Source organism: Enterococcus sp. DIV0691 (assembly GCF_051711145.1).
Classification (GTDB): domain Bacteria; phylum Bacillota; class Bacilli; order Lactobacillales; family Enterococcaceae; genus Enterococcus_B; species Enterococcus_B hirae.
The window spans coordinates 2692501-2710817 of the sequence record NZ_JBIOLY010000001.1; the positions used below are offsets into that span (position 1 = coordinate 2692501).

General features: G+C 40.1%; 12 protein-coding genes, 1 tRNA gene and 2 rRNA genes (1 of these 15 running past the window's edge). All 15 read right to left on the minus strand.

What is annotated here, in order from left to right; genetic code table 11:
• A 23S ribosomal RNA gene (locus IGJ11_RS12340) occupies nucleotides 1–237 on the minus strand; it reaches 2677 nt to the left of the window's first position.
• Between the two features lie 179 nt (nucleotides 238–416).
• Nucleotides 417–489, minus strand: a tRNA-Ala gene (locus IGJ11_RS12345).
• Nucleotides 490–567: 78 nt separating this feature from the next.
• Nucleotides 568–2127: ribosomal RNA gene (locus tag IGJ11_RS12350) — 16S ribosomal RNA — on the minus strand.
• The 16S and 23S rRNA genes sit together here with 1 tRNA gene alongside, the layout of an rRNA operon.
• A gap of 883 nt (nucleotides 2128–3010) precedes the next feature.
• Nucleotides 3011–4507, minus strand: coding sequence for a lysine--tRNA ligase (lysS, locus tag IGJ11_RS12355; RefSeq protein WP_010720573.1), 1497 nt, complete (start codon nucleotides 4505–4507; stop codon nucleotides 3011–3013).
• A 118-nt stretch (nucleotides 4508–4625) separates the two neighbouring features.
• A complete protein-coding gene (gene dusB, locus IGJ11_RS12360) occupies nucleotides 4626–5621 on the minus strand; it encodes a tRNA dihydrouridine synthase DusB (protein WP_207433414.1) in 996 nt (331 codons plus the stop codon).
• A complete protein-coding gene (hslO, locus tag IGJ11_RS12365) occupies nucleotides 5622–6509 on the minus strand; it encodes an Hsp33 family molecular chaperone HslO (RefSeq protein ID WP_207433416.1) in 888 nt (295 codons plus the stop codon). It abuts the gene before it with no gap.
• Between the two features lie 177 nt (nucleotides 6510–6686).
• Nucleotides 6687–8798, minus strand: a complete 2112-nt coding sequence (gene ftsH, locus IGJ11_RS12370) for an ATP-dependent zinc metalloprotease FtsH (RefSeq protein ID WP_010720576.1) — start codon at nucleotides 8796–8798, stop codon at nucleotides 6687–6689.
• Between the two features lie 90 nt (nucleotides 8799–8888).
• The gene (gene hpt, locus IGJ11_RS12375) at nucleotides 8889–9434 is read right to left on the minus strand and encodes a hypoxanthine phosphoribosyltransferase (RefSeq protein WP_010737292.1); all 546 of its coding nucleotides are present in this window, start codon (nucleotides 9432–9434) and stop codon (nucleotides 8889–8891) included.
• Entirely contained in the window at nucleotides 9434–10876 is a 1443-nt protein-coding gene (gene tilS / locus IGJ11_RS12380; RefSeq protein ID WP_063627631.1) for a tRNA lysidine(34) synthetase TilS, read from the minus strand. The genes hpt and tilS overlap by 1 nt, the downstream gene beginning before the upstream one ends.
• 110 nt (nucleotides 10877–10986) lie before the next feature.
• Nucleotides 10987–11469 (minus strand): S1 domain-containing RNA-binding protein, encoded by a 483-nt coding sequence (locus tag IGJ11_RS12385; protein ID WP_207433418.1) that lies wholly within the window; start codon nucleotides 11467–11469, stop codon nucleotides 10987–10989.
• A gap of 44 nt (nucleotides 11470–11513) precedes the next feature.
• On the minus strand, nucleotides 11514–11927 hold the full coding sequence (locus IGJ11_RS12390) for an FtsB family cell division protein (RefSeq protein WP_010737290.1): 414 nt from the start codon (nucleotides 11925–11927) through the stop codon (nucleotides 11514–11516).
• 62 nt (nucleotides 11928–11989) lie between these two features.
• Nucleotides 11990–12265, minus strand: a complete 276-nt coding sequence (locus tag IGJ11_RS12395; RefSeq protein ID WP_010720581.1) for an RNA-binding S4 domain-containing protein — start codon at nucleotides 12263–12265, stop codon at nucleotides 11990–11992.
• On the minus strand, nucleotides 12265–13875 hold the full coding sequence (locus IGJ11_RS12400; protein ID WP_010737289.1) for a putative polysaccharide biosynthesis protein: 1611 nt from the start codon (nucleotides 13873–13875) through the stop codon (nucleotides 12265–12267). Before IGJ11_RS12400 ends, IGJ11_RS12395 begins: the two co-directional genes overlap by 1 nt.
• A gap of 15 nt (nucleotides 13876–13890) precedes the next feature.
• Nucleotides 13891–17412, minus strand: a complete 3522-nt coding sequence (gene mfd / locus IGJ11_RS12405) for a transcription-repair coupling factor (RefSeq protein ID WP_010720583.1) — start codon at nucleotides 17410–17412, stop codon at nucleotides 13891–13893.
• 15 nt (nucleotides 17413–17427) lie between these two features.
• Nucleotides 17428–17988: an aminoacyl-tRNA hydrolase gene (gene pth, locus IGJ11_RS12410; protein WP_010720584.1), complete on the minus strand. Its 561-nt coding sequence runs from the start codon at nucleotides 17986–17988 to the stop codon at nucleotides 17428–17430.
• Nucleotides 17989–18317 lie beyond the last annotated feature (329 nt).

Genomic DNA, 18317 nt, shown 5'->3' on the forward strand with positions numbered 1-18317 from the left:
AATCGAATTTTCTTTCTCTTCCTGCAGGTACTTAGATGTTTCAGTTCTCTGCGTCTACCTCGAATGCGCTATGTATTCACGCAAACGTAACATCCTATAAAAGATGCTGGGTTCCCCCATTCGGAAATCTCTGGATCATAGCTTACGTACAGCTCCCCAAAGCATATCGGTGTTAGTCCCGTCCTTCATCGGCTCCTAGTGCCAAGGCATCCACCGTGCGCCCTTATTCACTTAACCTTATCAACCTTGCGGTTGGGTTTTGATCTTTCTTCTAGCGATAGAAGTCCGATCAAGAAAATAAGCAATTGAACTTATTAAAAAACTCATTCAACGCGGTGTTCTCGGTTTGTATTACTAATTTACTTCAAATATCCAGTTTTCAATGAACAAAATGTTTTAACAACTAATGTTGTTAATGGAGCCTAGCGGGATCGAACCGCTGACCTCCTGCGTGCAAAGCAGGCGCTCTCCCAGCTGAGCTAAGGCCCCGATTAAATTTTGAGAGTAGACCTCTCAAAACTGAACAAAGTGAAAAACAAACAGTGTAGTCTCCGTAATATTCCTTAGAAAGGAGGTGATCCAGCCGCACCTTCCGATACGGCTACCTTGTTACGACTTCACCCCAATCATCTATCCCACCTTAGGCGGCTGGCTCCAAAAGGTTACCTCACCGACTTCGGGTGTTACAAACTCTCGTGGTGTGACGGGCGGTGTGTACAAGGCCCGGGAACGTATTCACCGCGGCGTGCTGATCCGCGATTACTAGCGATTCCGGCTTCATGTAGGCGAGTTGCAGCCTACAATCCGAACTGAGAGAAGCTTTAAGAGATTAGCTTAGCCTCGCGACTTTGCGACTCGTTGTACTTCCCATTGTAGCACGTGTGTAGCCCAGGTCATAAGGGGCATGATGATTTGACGTCATCCCCACCTTCCTCCGGTTTGTCACCGGCAGTCTTGCTAGAGTGCCCAACTAAATGATGGCAACTAACAATAAGGGTTGCGCTCGTTGCGGGACTTAACCCAACATCTCACGACACGAGCTGACGACAACCATGCACCACCTGTCACTTTGCCCCCGAAGGGGAAGCTCTATCTCTAGAGTGGTCAAAGGATGTCAAGACCTGGTAAGGTTCTTCGCGTTGCTTCGAATTAAACCACATGCTCCACCGCTTGTGCGGGCCCCCGTCAATTCCTTTGAGTTTCAACCTTGCGGTCGTACTCCCCAGGCGGAGTGCTTAATGCGTTAGCTGCAGCACTGAAGGGCGGAAACCCTCCAACACTTAGCACTCATCGTTTACGGCGTGGACTACCAGGGTATCTAATCCTGTTTGCTCCCCACGCTTTCGAGCCTCAGCGTCAGTTACAGACCAGAGAGCCGCCTTCGCCACTGGTGTTCCTCCATATATCTACGCATTTCACCGCTACACATGGAATTCCACTCTCCTCTTCTGCACTCAAGTCTCCCAGTTTCCAATGACCCTCCCCGGTTGAGCCGGGGGCTTTCACATCAGACTTAAGAAACCGCCTGCGCTCGCTTTACGCCCAATAAATCCGGACAACGCTTGCCACCTACGTATTACCGCGGCTGCTGGCACGTAGTTAGCCGTGGCTTTCTGGTTAGATACCGTCAAGGGATGAACAGTTACTCTCATCCTTGTTCTTCTCTAACAACAGAGTTTTACGATCCGAAAACCTTCTTCACTCACGCGGCGTTGCTCGGTCAGACTTTCGTCCATTGCCGAAGATTCCCTACTGCTGCCTCCCGTAGGAGTTTGGGCCGTGTCTCAGTCCCAATGTGGCCGATCACCCTCTCAGGTCGGCTATGCATCGTCGCCTTGGTGAGCCGTTACCTCACCAACTAGCTAATGCACCGCGGGTCCATCCATCAGCGACACCCGAAAGCGCCTTTCAAATCAAAACCATGCGGTTTCGATTGTTATACGGTATTAGCACCTGTTTCCAAGTGTTATCCCCTTCTGATGGGCAGGTTACCCACGTGTTACTCACCCGTTCGCCACTCCTCTTTTTCCGGTGGAGCAAGCTCCGGTGGAAAAAGAAGCGTTCGACTTGCATGTATTAGGCACGCCGCCAGCGTTCGTCCTGAGCCAGGATCAAACTCTCATAAAAAGTTCGAACAATCTTGCGATTGTTAAGCTCAATTGTTTGCTAGCATATTGCTTGCTTGTTAAAAATGTTTGTTGTCTTGAATCAATCAAGACGCCCTACACATTTGGTTTGTCTTTGCTTTGTTCAGTTTTCAAAGGTCTACTTGATTAAATGCTAATCAGTTGAGATTGCCGTAGCAACTTTTATATCATATCAGAGTGACGTTTGTTTGTCAACTCTTTTTTAAAAGTTTTTTAACTTCATTTTTCAGAAGTGTTTCAGCAACTCATTTATCATAACTCATCGTTTGTTATTTGTCAACAACTTTTTTGAAGTTTTTTTCGATAGAATCAAGCTTCGTAAGCTATTGTTTTTTAACGACTCAGTTATCTTATCATGTGATCTCTCACACGTCAAGAACTTTTTGAAGTTATTTTTTATTTTTGTCAGAAGTTATTTAGTGATAACTTTTGAACAAATAATAATATACCAACTAAACCTTTAACGGTCAACGAATTTTTTGTATTTTTTCAAGTTTTTTTCATTAGACGATCATTTCTGTAACTTTAAAAATAATCATTCGTATTTTTATAGTTTTCCTGCGATATTACTCATCCCTTATTCTTTAATTTTCGTTATAAATGAGAAGATAGTTTAATCAATCTACTCAAACACAAGCAAGCAATTCCTTTATCTATGCCTCCACATAATAAATTTCTCGATTATCCTCGCCTTGCATTTTTTTACCGTACCTCATTATTTCAAAAAAGAAACTGACAAAAAGTGGTGTAAGTTTTACGCTATCTACTAGAAATAGAGTGATCCTTTGACTTCTCTCTTTTACTAGATTATAAAAAAAGAAGCCAACAGTTCTTGGCTTCTTTTTTATTCATATTCACCATATCTAACGCATCGTTGGGAATAGTAAAACATCACGGATCGACTGTGCATCCGTCAATAACATAACTAAACGGTCAATTCCGATACCTAGACCGCCAGTTGGTGGCATACCATATTCTAAAGCTTCCAAGAAGTCTTCATCGACACCGTGTGCTTCATCGTTTCCTAGCTCACGTTCTTTTTCTTGGGCTTCAAAACGTTCTCTTTGATCAATTGGATCATTTAATTCGGTAAAGGCATTCGCAAATTCCCGACCAACGATAAACAATTCAAAACGATCGGTAAAGCGTGGATCTTCTGGATTCTTTTTCGCCAATGGAGATACTTCTACTGGATGTCCGTAAACAAAAGTTGGTTGTGTCAATGTTTCTTCCACAAAAGTTTCAAAGAACTCATTGATGACATGTCCTACGCCCATTGCTTCGGTCACTTCTACGTGATGCTCTTCAGCAAGTGCTAATGCTTCTTCTAATGTCATTTCTTTCCAGAAATCGACACCTGTTTGCTCTTTGATCGCATCTACCATATGGATACGTTTAAAGTCACTTTCCAAATCAACTGCTTGGCCATCATAAGTGATTTCTGCTGTACCAAGAACTTTTTGGGCTGCATTACGAATGATTCCTTCAGTCAAGTTCATGACATCCTGGAAATCTGTATAAGCGGTGTAAGCTTCTAACATCGTAAATTCTGGATTATGAGTTGTATCGATTCCTTCATTACGGAAAACGCGACCGATTTCGTAAACTTTTTCCATTCCACCCACAATTAGGCGTTTTAAATGAAGTTCTAACGCAATACGTAAGTATAAATCAATATCTAGTGCGTTATGGTGTGTAATAAATGGACGAGCTGCAGCACCACCGGCTTCATTGTGTAAGACTGGTGTTTCTACTTCAATATAGCCATTACCATCTAAGTAACGACGGATTTCGCTAATAATTTGGCTACGTTTCATGAAGCGATCAAAACTTTCACGGTTACTGATCAAATCAAGATAACGTTGACGATAACGTTGTTCGATATTAGTCAATCCATGGTATTTATCTGGTAGCGGACGTAAAGCTTTTGATAAAATAGTGATTTCTGATGCCTTGATTGAAACTTCGCCAGTATCAGTCTTCATGATTTCACCTGTTACGCCAAAGAAGTCTCCTAAATCAGCATGTTTGAATACATCATAGGCTTCATCACCTACTTGATCTTTACGTACATAAATTTGGATTTGGCCTTCACGATCTTGTAAGTGAGCAAATCCAGCTTTTCCTTTACCACGACGAGTGATCATTCGACCGGCTACACTTGCAGTTAGCCCCATCTCTGCTAATTCTTCTTTTGTTCTTGGATCAAACAATTCATGTAATTCTTCTGAATTGTGCGTACGTTCAAATCGTTTACCAAAAGGATCAATCCCATTTTCTCTTAATTGCTCCATTTTTTGACGGCGAACAAGCATTTGATCGTTTAAATCTTCTACTTGATGTTGTTGTTCCTGTGTCACAAAAGTTCCTCCATTCTCATGTTATTCTCTTTCCTATAATGCCAATGAAACACAAAAAAAGCAAGCCGAACTTAAAGTTCGACTTGAAAATTCACGAAAAACTTAGAAAATCACTGGATTATTTCACAGATACTTTTTCTGTTTTCTCTAAAAAGCGGTCAAGCAGTTCATTGATTTCTACTTGTTTTTCTGCTTGATTGATTGCAACTTTTACTTTTGCTGCTCGAGAGATTCCTTTTAAATAATAGGAAGCATGTGTCCGAAATTCTCGGCACGCAACAACCTCTCCTTTTAAATCGACTAAACGTTTCAAATGTAATTTAGCGGTCTCGATTTTTTCTCTTGGTGTTGGTTCAGGGATTAACTCCCCGGTTTCTAAGTAATGCTGGGTGCGATGGATCATCCAAGGATTGCCTAACGCTGCACGCCCGATCATTACACCATCCGCTCCTACGTATTCTAACATTCTTTTAGCATCTTCCGGAGTTTTGACATCTCCATTGCCCATAAATGGGATCTTGAGCTGACTTTTAACTTCTTTCAATACTTCCCAGTTTGCTTTACCTTCATACATTTGTACTCTCGTACGTCCGTGCATGGCGATTGCACTGGCGCCAGCTGCTTCAGCCGCTAAAGCATTTTGCACAGCAAAGACATGTTGTTCATCCCAACCGATTCTCATTTTCACAGTAACTGGTACATCAACAGCAGAAGAGACAGCTTGTACCATCTCATAAACTTTATCTGGATCCAATAACCATTTAGCGCCTGCTTCTGCTTTGATGATTTTGTTCACTGGGCAACCCATATTGATATCAATGATGTCAGCCGCTGTATTTTCTTGAACGAATTGGGCAGCCTCGACCAAAGTCTCTTTGTTTCCACCAAAAATTTGCAAACTTAGTGGATGTTCTGTTTCTTCGATATGCAGCATCTCTAATGTTTTCTTGTTTCTAAAATGGATTCCTTGGTCACTGATCATCTCACAGACGACTAATCCAGCACCGAACTCTTTGACGGTCACACGAAAAGCTGAATTAGTGATTCCAGCCATCGGTGCGACAACTACTCGATTGGGAATTTCAACATGTCCGATTTTCCATGTATGTTCCACTTATTTTCCTCCCAGCGCTTCTGCTTTTAGCTTGGATAATTCTGCTTCACTGTATTCATACTTGTTGTTGCAGAATGAACAAACGGCTTCTGCTCCGTGATCTTCATCAATCATCGCTTGGATTTCTTCTGCCCCTAAAGCAATAATTGCTTCCCCAAATTTTTCTTTTGAGCAATCACATTTGAATTGTACCGGCATTTTCTCTAAAATATTCAACTCACTAGTTCCTAGTAAACCTTCAAGAATTTTTTCAGGTGTTAATCCTTCGTCTAATAAAGTAGAAATACGTGGTGTCGTTTTTAATTGTTCTTCAATTTTACTGATAGTTTCTTCATCTGCACCAGGCATGATTTGGATCATAAATCCACCAGCTGTTTTGATACTGTCATCCGTGTTAACTAATACGCTCAATCCAACTGCTGAAGGAATCTGTTCTGAGATTGCAAGATAATAGGTAAAGTCTTCCGCAATTTCTCCAGAAACAATAGGTGTTTGTCCCGAAAATGGTTCTTTCAAACCGAGGTCTTTAGTAACACTGAACATCCCTTGCGTTCCCACAGCACCACGCACATCAATTTTTCCTGCTTCATTCAAAGGTAGGCTCAAATGAGGGTTTTGGATATAGCCTTTGACTTCTCCTTTACCATTCGCATCTACCACAATCCCATTAGCCGGACCATTCCCTTGAATCCGCACAGTTAACTTGTCTTCGCCTTTTAGCGTCGAACCTAGTAAAAGTCCGCCAACAAGCGTACGACCTAATGCAGCCGATGATGTATGCCAAGTGTCGTGTCGTTTTTGGGCTTCTGCAACAGTATTTGTTGCTTGAACTGCATAAGCACGTACATAGCCATCATAGGCCAGTGCCTTGATCAAATAATCTTCCATTTATTTATGTACCTCTTTTCCGATTTTTAAATTCATAGTGAATCATACTAGTTACGCTGATAATTTTCAACTTATGAATGTTATCTTTTCTTTTATTTGCCTATTCTATAATAAAAAATAAAACAACTACTAAAATGAGAGCCACGACTTTTGTCGTAGCTCTCATTTTTTTAGCGATTATTTCGGTTGATCATCCGAATCATCTGTTGAAGAAGTTTGATGTTCTTCTTCATTTAATTCTTTTTTCTCTTCTTCAAATTCTTTCTTATCGTGCTCAAAATCTTGCTTTTCTTCCGCTTGTTTTTCTGCGTCTTTTTCTTCCAAAGCACGTTTTGCTTCTTCAAAAGTTTGCGCTTCTTTTTCACTAGGATAGTTAGCAGATTCTGAACCTTCAGGCATAACACCTTTTTCAAATAAAGATTTGATTGCTTTCGCATCGAGTGTTTCAAATTCTAACAGTTTTTCAGCGATCAATTTATGTTGTGCTCGATGTGCTTCGATGATCTCATGCGCTTTTTGATGAGCTTCCATCAAAATCTTACGCACTTCTTGGTCAATTTCAAAGGCCACTTGTTCAGAGTAAGCTTTCGTTTGACCATAGTCACGACCAACGAATACTTGATGATTTCCTTCATATTGAACTGGACCTAAACGATCACTCATTCCATATTCAGTTACCATGCTTCGTGCTAAAGCTGTTGCTTGTTCAAAGTCATTAGAAGCCCCAGTTGATTGAACGTTGAAGATGATTTCTTCTGCTGTTCGACCACCAAGCAAACCAACGATTTGTTCAAACATATCTTCTTTTGTCATCAAGAATTGATCTTCTTTTGGTAAGGCGATCATATAACCACCTGCACGTCCACGTGGAATAATGGTTACTTTATGAACCACACGTGCCCGACTCAAGACTAAACCAACGATCGTATGACCTGCTTCGTGATAAGCCACCATTTCTCGTTCTTTTTTGCTGATTACGCGATCTTTCTTAGCTGGACCTGCAATCACGCGATCTTCTGCTTCATCAATATCTGAAGCATCGATTTTCTTCTTGTTACGACGAGCCGCAACTAAAGCTGCTTCGTTTAAGACATTTTCTAAATCTGCACCAGCAAAACCTGGTGTTTGTTGTGCCACGACTTTCAAATCAACGTCATCTGCCATCGGTTTGTTTCGTGCGTGAACACGTAAGATTGCTTCACGGCCTTTCACATCTGGACGACCAACTAAAATTTGACGGTCAAAACGTCCTGGACGTAAAAGTGCAGGGTCAAGTACATCTGAACGGTTTGTTGCAGCAATGACGATGACACCTTCATTCCCATCAAATCCGTCCATTTCAACTAGCAATTGGTTCAGTGTTTGTTCACGTTCATCATGTCCACCGCCCATGCCTGCGCCACGTTGACGACCAACAGCATCAATTTCATCGATGAAGATGATTGCTGGAGCATTTTTCTTCGCTGTTTCAAATAAGTCACGAACACGACTTGCCCCAACACCCACAAACATTTCTACAAAGTCAGAACCTGAAATAGAGTAAAACGGTACACCCGCTTCTCCAGCTACAGCTTTTGCTAACAATGTTTTACCAGTTCCTGGAGGTCCTTCTAAAAGAACACCAGCTGGGATACGTGCGCCTAACTCAACAAAACGTCGCGGATCTCTTAAGAATTCAACAACTTCAACCAACTCTTGTTTCTCTTCTTCTGCACCAGCGACATCCGAGAAGCGTACACGGTTAGCTTTTTTGTCTGCTTCTTTGGCTTTTGATTTACCAAAGTTCATGACACGGCCACCGCCGCCTCCGCCACCACCTTGTTGCCCCATCATCATATAGAAGAAGAACACAAGGATGATAATTGGTAAGAAGCTTAGCAATAAGGATACCCATACGCCACTGCTTGATTCTTCTTTGACTGTTGTAGCTACGTTATGTTCTTTCGCTAAATCAGTCACTTGGCTAAGTGTGGTATCGTTTGGCAAAATAATCGTTGTAAAGTGTGTCGTTTTTGTATCTGTCGATCCTAAGATAGCAAGTCCACCACTGTTAGAGACGGTTTGCTGTTCTTTATACTCTCCAGAAATTTTATATACACCATTTGCAGGTTGCACTTCAAATTCTTTGATTTTCCCTGCTTGTAATTGTTCTGTAAATTTTGTGTACTCGATATCTGACGATCGTTGGCCGTTATTACCAAAGATAAAATATACGACCATAACCATCGCTAAGATTACGAGGACATAATACAAGGCATTTTTCATCATGCCATTGTTTTTTTTGTTCATAGTTGCCCTCCCTATGCGTTATTTTAATTTAGCATTTTTTTTATCAATCCTGACCATTCTATTGTAACACAATTTATAGTAGATACAGCACTAATTTGATTGATAAACGCTAGGCTTCAATACACCGATGTATGGTAAATTACGGTAAGCTTCTGCATAATCTAATCCGTAACCCACTACAAATTCATTAGGAACATTGAATCCAACATAGTCTGCTTCAATATCAACTACTCTACCTTCTGGTTTATCAAGCAATGTGACAATTTTCACTGATTTTGCTTTACGGTATTTAAATAGATCAACCAAATAAGCGAGTGTTCTTCCACTATCGATGATATCTTCAACGATCAGTAAGTCACGGCCTTCAACATTGGTATCTAAATCTTTGACGATTTTGACTTCTCCTGATGAAACCGTTGCATTTCCATAACTTGAAACATCCATAAAGTCTATTTCCAAGTGAGCATCAATCGAACGTATGATATCTGCCATGAATGGAACAGCGCCTTTTAGAACACCAACAACGAGTGGATTATTATGCTTATAAGTTTCTGCCAATTCTTTGCCTAGTTCTTCACAACGAACTTGTATTTCTTCTCTTGTAATCAAAACTTTTTCAATATCCTTTTCTAACATCAGGTTCTCCTTCCAATTGCTTCTTTGTGATATTTGTAAAGAAGTATGTAGTGTATTTTATCAGTTTCTACACCAATACTCAAATAGGAATAGGTAAATGGGACCAAACTATAAATATTTTCATTTTGATCCCTCACGACCCATGCCTCTTTTCTTTGTGAATCAGGTACTTTGTTATCAATCAAATATCTGGATATTTTCTTTTTTAGTTTGCTATTTAGCTGGATACGCTCTCCTGCTTGTCTCTTTCCTACAAACAGTTCTTGATGTGAAGATAGCCAAAGATCATGAGAAAACTCGTCCCAATCATCTGCTTTTCTAGCTTCTTCGGCTGCTTCAGGTGTAAACAAGCCGATCCAGCAGCTTTCATCTAACCTGATGCGTTGATTCAACTCCAACTTATACGCCTCTGTTCGTTCTTGTATTGTTTTTGAGGGATCAGCTTTCTCTTGGATAAGATAGATTTTTTCATAGCTACGTTGCAGAACCCACCCTCGTTCAAGAGTAATTTTCCATTGGCCTTTTTTCTGTTGACACTGTTGTAAAATCAGTTGGATTTGTTTTTCTTTGATCACGATCGCTGTTTTTTCAAAAAAATGATCAAAGAATGCGTATAAGAAATAATAGCTTTCTTCTTCTGGCATCTCCGCTAATAGTTTCCAAGGAAAATGCACCCATTCGTTTTCTTCTACGACATTTTCCATCAAGACTTTCTTCATGTGTGTTTGAATCAATCGATCTGCCCATTGGATCTGCTGCGAAAAACGTTGAAAATGAACCATTGCTTGTGGATTTTCTTGTTTTAGTTGAGGCAGAACCAAATGACGAAGGCGATTACGTTGAACATCCAACTCTTGATTCGTATGGTCTTCAAAATAAACCAGCTCTCGCTCTGAAGCATATTGATATAATTGCGCCTTACTAAATCCTAGTAACGGACGAATCAATCGACCATTGGAGAAGGGTTGGGCTTCTTTGATCCCAGCATAGGTACTAAGTTGCCCCCCACGCAACAACTTCATTAAAACCGTTTCCATTTGGTCATCCCCATGATGTGCCGTCATTAGGCAGTCATAGCTGCCGCTTTGCATCTGCTTCGCAAACACTTGATAACGAAACTCTCGAGCCGCTGTTTCAATGCCCTTTTTTGTTGGCTTTTCCCAAACTTCCACTTGTAATGGGAGTTGATGTTGTTGACAATACTTCTTTAAATACGCAACTTCATGAACAGATTCTTCTCTTAATTGATGATTGATATGGGTCACTGCCAAAAAGAAACCCCATTTTTTTTGCGCTTCCATCATTAAATCCAGAAGAACCATAGAATCTACTCCCCCAGAAACCGCCAGTAGCGCTCTTGTTTTTTCATTCAAATAACCATTGATTTCACAATTTGTCAAAAAACGTTGTCTGATCTTCCTTGCGTCTTGTTCTTCTTCCATCGAATCACTTCCTTGTTCCTTCTCGGCTTCGATCAACCTACCATCAAAGATTCCAATGAAAAAAAGAGCGGACAAAAGTCTGCGACAATTGCCTGCTCTTAAGTTTTTGGTTAGCTGCGACGTCCGCCGCGTCCGCCACGTTTACCTTCTGTATTGCGCTTCAAGGAAGTCAATCGATCATCACTATCCTTTAAAAATGAACTCATTAATGAATCGAAGTCTTCTTTATGGTTATTAGAAGATTGACTGCGAGAAAAAGGTTTTTTCTGTGTTGAACGACCTCGATTATCGCGAGGATCTCTTTGTTGGTATTTTTTTGGACGCTTATCATCATCTGATTCTGTTGATTCCGCTGGTCTTGGTTGTGTTTGACGGATTGATAATCCAATTTTACCATCATCATTAACTGAGATAACTTTAACAGTTACTTCATCACTGACACTTAAAACATCATGAATATCTTTGATATAGCCATTTGAGACTTCACTGATATGAACTAGACCAGTTTTTCCAGCTCCTAAATCAATAAACGCGCCAAAATTTGTAATTCCTGATACTTTTCCTTGCAGTTTTGCTCCTACCTCGATTGACATAAAAAAAATGTTCCTCCTAATTATTAACCTATTTATAATACTGCTTATTTTGCAGTTGTTGAACTAGTTGTTTGGTCTGTGTCATCCGTATTTGATTCTAATACTGGATAAACCTGCTCGCCTTCTTTTGAATAAAAGTATTTGCTTCTCGCAAGTTTCGCCACATAGTCATCATCTTTCAATAATGAGACATCCTGTGTTAGCTGATCCACATCAGCATTGACTTGGCTTAATTCCGTATTTGCTTCAACTTTCAATTCGTTTAATTGATTCATTCTTTGCATATCACGAAAAATTTGAAAACCTAAAATTGCGAAAATGACCAAAGCACCTATAAAAATAACTGCTAATCGACGTCTACGAAAAATCAACTGGCGTTGTTGTTCTTGAAATTCGACATATTTTTTCTTTGCATACTCTGTATCTAAAGCAGCAATTTTGTTGCTTTTTTTTGTCACTTCTCTTCGCTCCAATCTTTTTTGATTGTCGTTTTCATTATACCAATATCATTGAGGGTTGTCTAATCTATTTCGTCAGTGTTTTGCTTGCGAATCTCCGAAATGATCTCATACATTTTTTGAGCATCTTCTTTTTTCGTTGACTCATGTAATTCATTGACTTTTACTTCCATTGTTTTGTTTCCAAATTGGATCTTCAATTGATCGCCTACCTTGACATCACTAGAAGATTTAGCCAATTTTCCGTTGATTTGAATTCTTCCTTTATCTGCCACTTCTTTTGCTACAGAGCGGCGTTTGATAATTCGGGAAATTTTAAGAAATTTATCTAATCGCATTAGGATTCCTCACTTTTATTTTTTATAAGTTTATTAAATCGTAAAATCTTTTTTCCAAACGGTAACATCAACCATTCTCTAACCGTAAATAATTTTGTCCAGATCACTGCATTCACAAAGACGAACGCCCCGATTCCTACACCTGCTAAACTGGCAAAGAACGCAGAAGACCGATGAGCAACCGGTCCAAAAATCATCGTCAGTCCGCCATAATAAATCAGTAAGGCTAAGATCATCCATCCCAAACATTGAAGCAATTTACTTCCAAAGCGACGTTCTTTCCAGAACTGATTGATTTCACTAGTCTCCGTGTGGACAAAATACCATAGAGTGACAGCCAATCCTAGCAAGGTCGACAAACTAGCACCTACTGTCCCTAGATAACCAGTTAGAAACGGGGTTGCCAAAGCTTTGGCTAACAGCCCCCAGCCTGCACCTTTCAAAGAGGGACGAAAAGAATTTTTACTTTGGGCAATACTTTGATAGGTTTGGATGATTGCTGTTAAAGCAATTGCAAAGACGAATAGCACCAACGCTGCATTCCCAGCGTAATCTTTAAATAGCGCATAGTTGATATACGGTAAAAGCATAGCTAGACCTACAGAAGCAGCTAATGCTAAAGTCGTTGTTAACCGTAAATAGATTTTGGCAGTCTTTAGAAATTGACTATGCACAGCCGTTATCAAGTATTTCGTCAATGCAGGTAAGAAAGTCGCACTTAATGCAGTTGCAATCACTAGTCCTAATTGAACTAACGGTTGCCCACGATCATAGACCCCTTTTGCAATTTTTGCACTTTGTTCAGATAGTCCATAAACTTGAAGCGCATTTTTTACAAAAAATGAGTCGATCAGCTGAAAGAAAATCAGCAGACCACTATAGATTGACACTAAGCCCCCTTCAACTAAAAAACGCCGGATCAATCGTTTGTCAGGTCGTTTCGTGACCGAAAAATGTCGAAAACTTAACGCCCCACCATGGATCTTTTGTTCATAATAGCGCAACACACCATAGGCACAAAGTCCCCCGATGACTGCACCACTCATAGCAGCAGTTCCTGTTTGGTAAACTGACCAGCCAAATAGTCGAAAAGCAAAGGCACTGAAAACGATGATCGCCACTCTCACAAATTGTTCAACGACTTGTGAAACAGCTGTCGGTTCCATCAAAAATCTGCCTTGGAAATTCCCTCGATAAAAAGATAGTCCTGGCATCAGTAAGAAAGTAAATGAAACGATTTGGATCAGCGGTCGTAATTGCTGATCCCCCATCATCCAAGCAATCCAACGGCTAAAGAGAAAAGTAAACAGCCACAGAACAATCCCTGTCCAAAAAACTAATGGATAAAGCCGTTGCAGTGCTTCTTTTCGCTGAATTGGATCTTTTCGTTCAGCGACATATTTTGAAATGAATTGCGGTAAACCAGACAACGCTAAAGTCATGGCAATCCCATAGATTGGGTATACTTGTTGGTATACATAAAATCCTTCATCACCAACTAAGTTTTGGAGCGGAATGCGGTACAGCGCACTTAGGACTTTTGCTATGAAAGAAGCAATCGTCAATATAAATGCGCCATGCATCACGCGACGCATCTCTTTATGGTCCAAAGTATTCGCTCCTTCCTAAGCAGACAGATATTTTTGTTCACGTAAAGCTTTGACAAAACGTTGGATTTCTTGCAACCAAACTGCTTCATCGGTCTTGTTAGGAACCGTTAGTCGAATCACCATTTTTTCTTTTTCTACACCTAAACTTGCTTTTAGTTTTGTTGCAGTCAAAGCTTCAAATAACTGTTCTACAGTGTAGCGTTTTGTTCCTGCTTTACTTAGATTAAAGACGATAGTCTGCTGTTGCTTGCGAATTGTTTCAATCAAGGCGCGATCGCCATCCATTTTGATTTGGCCAATCGTTAAGAGATGTGCCACCTCTTCAGGGTATTCCCCAAAACGGTCTAAAAGATCATCTTCTAATTCATCAAGCATTTCTTGTGAATCAAGTTCCCTGATCCGTTTATAAATTTCAATTTTCTGTCTTTGGTCCGAAACATATTCTTCTGGCAAGTAAGCATCGACCCCAAGATCGATTTCAACTGCTGTTTTTTCCACTTGGTTGTTCTTTCCTTGTTTACGTAAAACAGCATCACTTAACATTTGCGAATACATGTCGAATCCGACAGCATCAATAAAGCCGTGCTGCTGCGCACCTAGCAGATTTCCTGCTCCTCGGATCGATAAATCCCGCATAGCGATTTTAAAACCAGAGCCTAGTTCGGTGAAATCTTTAATGGCTTGAAGACGTTTTTCGCTGACTTCATTCAAGATTTTTTGTTGTTCATACATGAAGTAGGCGTACGCCACTCGGTTGCTTCGTCCCACACGACCTCGTAATTGATAAAGAGTCGATAGCCCCATGTAATCAGCATTTTCAACAAAGAGCGTATTCGCATTTGGAATATCGACACCCGTTTCAATGATCGTCGTTGTGACTAACACATCATATTGTCCTTCAATAAAATCAAACAATGTATTTTCTAATTGTGCTTCAGTCATTTGACCATGCGCATAACCGATTCGTGCTTCTGGTACAAGTTCTTGGATTTCTTCCACTTTTTGTTCGATCGTCTCTACTCGATTATAGAGATAGAACACTTGACCGCCACGCCCCATTTCTCGATGGATAGCTTCACGAATCGCTCCAGGATTTTTTTCCATCACGTAAGTTTGAATCGGATAACGATTGGCAGGCGGTGTTTCGATCACTGATAAATCACGAACCCCGAGCATTGACATGTGGAGTGTCCGTGGGATCGGTGTCGCTGTCAACGTCAAGACATCCACTTGGGCACGTAGTTGTTTCAAACGTTCTTTATGTTTTACACCAAAACGCTGTTCTTCGTCAACGATCAATAACCCTAAGTCACTAAATTCAATGTCTTTAGATAAGATACGATGCGTTCCGACTACGATATCGATTTGTCCAGTACGTAATTGTTCAATCGTTTCTTTTTGTTGTTTTTTCGTTCGGAAACGACTCAATAGACCTACATTTACTGGAAATCCTTCAAAACGTTCCAACATCGTTTCATAATGTTGTTGGGCGAGAATGGTCGTAGGAACTAAAAAGGCAACTTGTTTACTTTCCTTGACGGCTTTAAAAGCAGCTCGTAAAGCCACTTCCGTTTTACCGTAGCCAACATCACCAACGAGCAAACGATCCATCGGTTTTTCTTTTTCCATATCTCGTTTGATCTCTGCGGCACTCCGTAATTGGTCATCCGTTTCAGAGTATGGGAAGGCATTTTCAAATTCTTTTTGATACCCATCATCCGGTCCAAACGCATACCCTTTTTCTGATTCTCTGGCAGCATATAGTTTGATCAGATCATCTGCGATATCTTCAATTTTAGACGAAACCTTTCTTTTGGTTTTCGTCCATTCACTACTGCCTAATTTATTGATACGAGGTGCTTTTGATTCAGAAGCAACATATTTTTGGATCAAATTCAGCTGGGTAACCGGAATAAATAATTTATCGTCATTTTGATAAAGGATCGTCATATAGTCTTGATGGACACCATCCACTTCTAACGTTTCCATCCCAATATATTTACCGATCCCGTGATTTGCGTGAACGACATAGTCGCCTGCTTTTAGTTCATTATAGCTTTTTAAACGTTCCGCATTCGTTACGGTTTGTCGCCGTGTTTGTTTCTTCGTCGTTTTTTGGAAAATTTCTTTTTCCGTAATTGCGACTATTTTCTCTTGAGGAAGTTCGAACCCTGTTTGCAGCGCCCCTTCCACTAGTTGCACTTGTCCTCTGATCAGTTTTTCTTTTTCGGTTTCCACGACTAGGATCTCTTCATCACGTAACATCTGCTCCGCTTTTCTAATCCGTTCTTTCGTAGGAATAAAGATGACTACTGTTTGTTCTTGCTTACGCCATCGGTCCATTTCTGTTTTCAATAATGGCATTTGACCGAAAAATTGTTGCATCGTACGATATTGAAAATTGTGAATCGCTTGAAAACGTAAATTCCCCATACCCTTTTGAAAAAGCGCAAAAAAAGTCGTCACAAATTTTTCTTTTTGAACTAATTTATGCACATCATTGACAAAGACTTGCTCTGAGAAGACACGTAATTCACTAATTTTTTGTGTTTGCCATTCAGCTGCTTCTCTTTCGATCTCCCGATTTGTTTCCATGATTCGTTGATAATCATCCACAATGAATAAACTACTTGTTGGAAAATAATCAAGGATCGTCGTTTCTTCTTGATAAAGAAGATCAGCATAAAGTTTCGCGTCTTCTGTCGGATTTCCTGCTTGCCATTGCGCGATCACTTGTCCAAAATAATCCTGCACGAATTGGCGGTCTGTTTCTTCTGAAATCGTCGCTAGTTTCTTTTCTAACAACTTTTCCAGTCGGTCGATCCCATGAAGTAAATCAGCTTGGTCGTAGACCTGTTCACTTGTTGGTGCGATCCAAATTTCTGTTACTTTTTCGATCGAGCGTTGAGTTTCTACTTCAAAATATCGCATGGAGTCAATCTCTACATCAAATAATTCGATACGTACGGGATGTTCGAGATTGATCGGATAGATATCAATGATGCTGCCACGAATACTATACTCTCCTGTTTTTGCCACCATCTCAACTCGTTCGTAGCCTAATAAAGTCAATAGACGAGGCAGATCGTCAACGGCTATTTCCTCTCCCGTTCGCCAAGTCAATTGGGCTTGTTTCCAAACTTTTGGACTGGGTAATCGTTTATGCAATGCTGCTACTGGTAATAAATAGACCCCTGGTTGTTTTTGTTGCAGGGCATTTAGTGTAGCAACTCGTTCTCTTCTTGCTTCTGGAGAAGAAAAAGCCATTTCCGCAGAAAGAACTTCATCTACTGGAAAAGAATGTATTTGTTCTGCTGGCAAAACATGTTGCAAATCTTCTGCTAGTTGATTCGCATAATACAGATTAGGCATTAATACGACTAAGTTTTTCTTTGTTTTTTTGAACGCTCGAGCAAAGAGAAGAGTTTTGGCTGAACCAGCTAAACCAGTGATCAATTGTCTTGGTGATTTTTCTTCTATCTGGTTGAGCCATTCCTTTACCTGTGGATCTTTACCAATTAATTGAACGATATCCATTTTTTTCCTCCTTCGCTAATTGAATTTGTTCATCGTATCGATAAACGAATGACCATCCAGCATAAACTCGAGTGCTGCCACTGACTGATCGATACTTGCTTCAATCAATGGTTGAACTTCTTTACTAAATGGGCTTAGCACGTGTTGAACAACAGTTTTGTTTCCTTCTGGTCGACCAATGCCTACTTTGATACGGTCAAATACATTTGTATTCAAGTGAGAAATGATACTTTTTATTCCATTATGCCCTCCAGCACTCCCTTTTTGGCGCAAGCGGATCTTGCCAGTTACAAGATCTAAATCATCATAAACAACAACTAATTCTTCCGGATAAATACCGAAATAAGTCATTAATGGTCCTACAGCACGACCAGATTCGTTCATAAAAGTTTGCGGCTTCACTAATAAGATTTTTTCTCCTTGATAGAAAAACTCTGCAACTTCCGCTTCAAATGTATTTTTTTTAAACACAGCTTGTTGCTTTTCAGCCATGCGATCAACGACCATAAAGCCGATATTATGTTTGGTTTGTGCATATTTGGTTCCTGGGTTTCCAAGCCCTACGATCATTTTCATTTGTTCTACCACCTAATTGAAAAAAGCAGCACAAAAGGCTGGAGCGCCCTAAAGCAATCCAGTCTTTGACTCATTTTTTCATTTTTTTACTTTCTACTATATAAGTATAACACACAAGTACCTGTTTCAACAAAAAGAGAATGTTTAACAAATGATAAAGAAATTAAAATTTTCTTCAAAGTCTAATAAATTAATAACCTTTTAAAAATAGTGAAATCACGCACATGTAAGCTTTTACATATAATACAACCTTGTTATCTGTTATATTTTATAGCCAAATAGCGTGACAGCGGGCTTGATAAATGTTAGCATAGGCATGGGAAAAAACA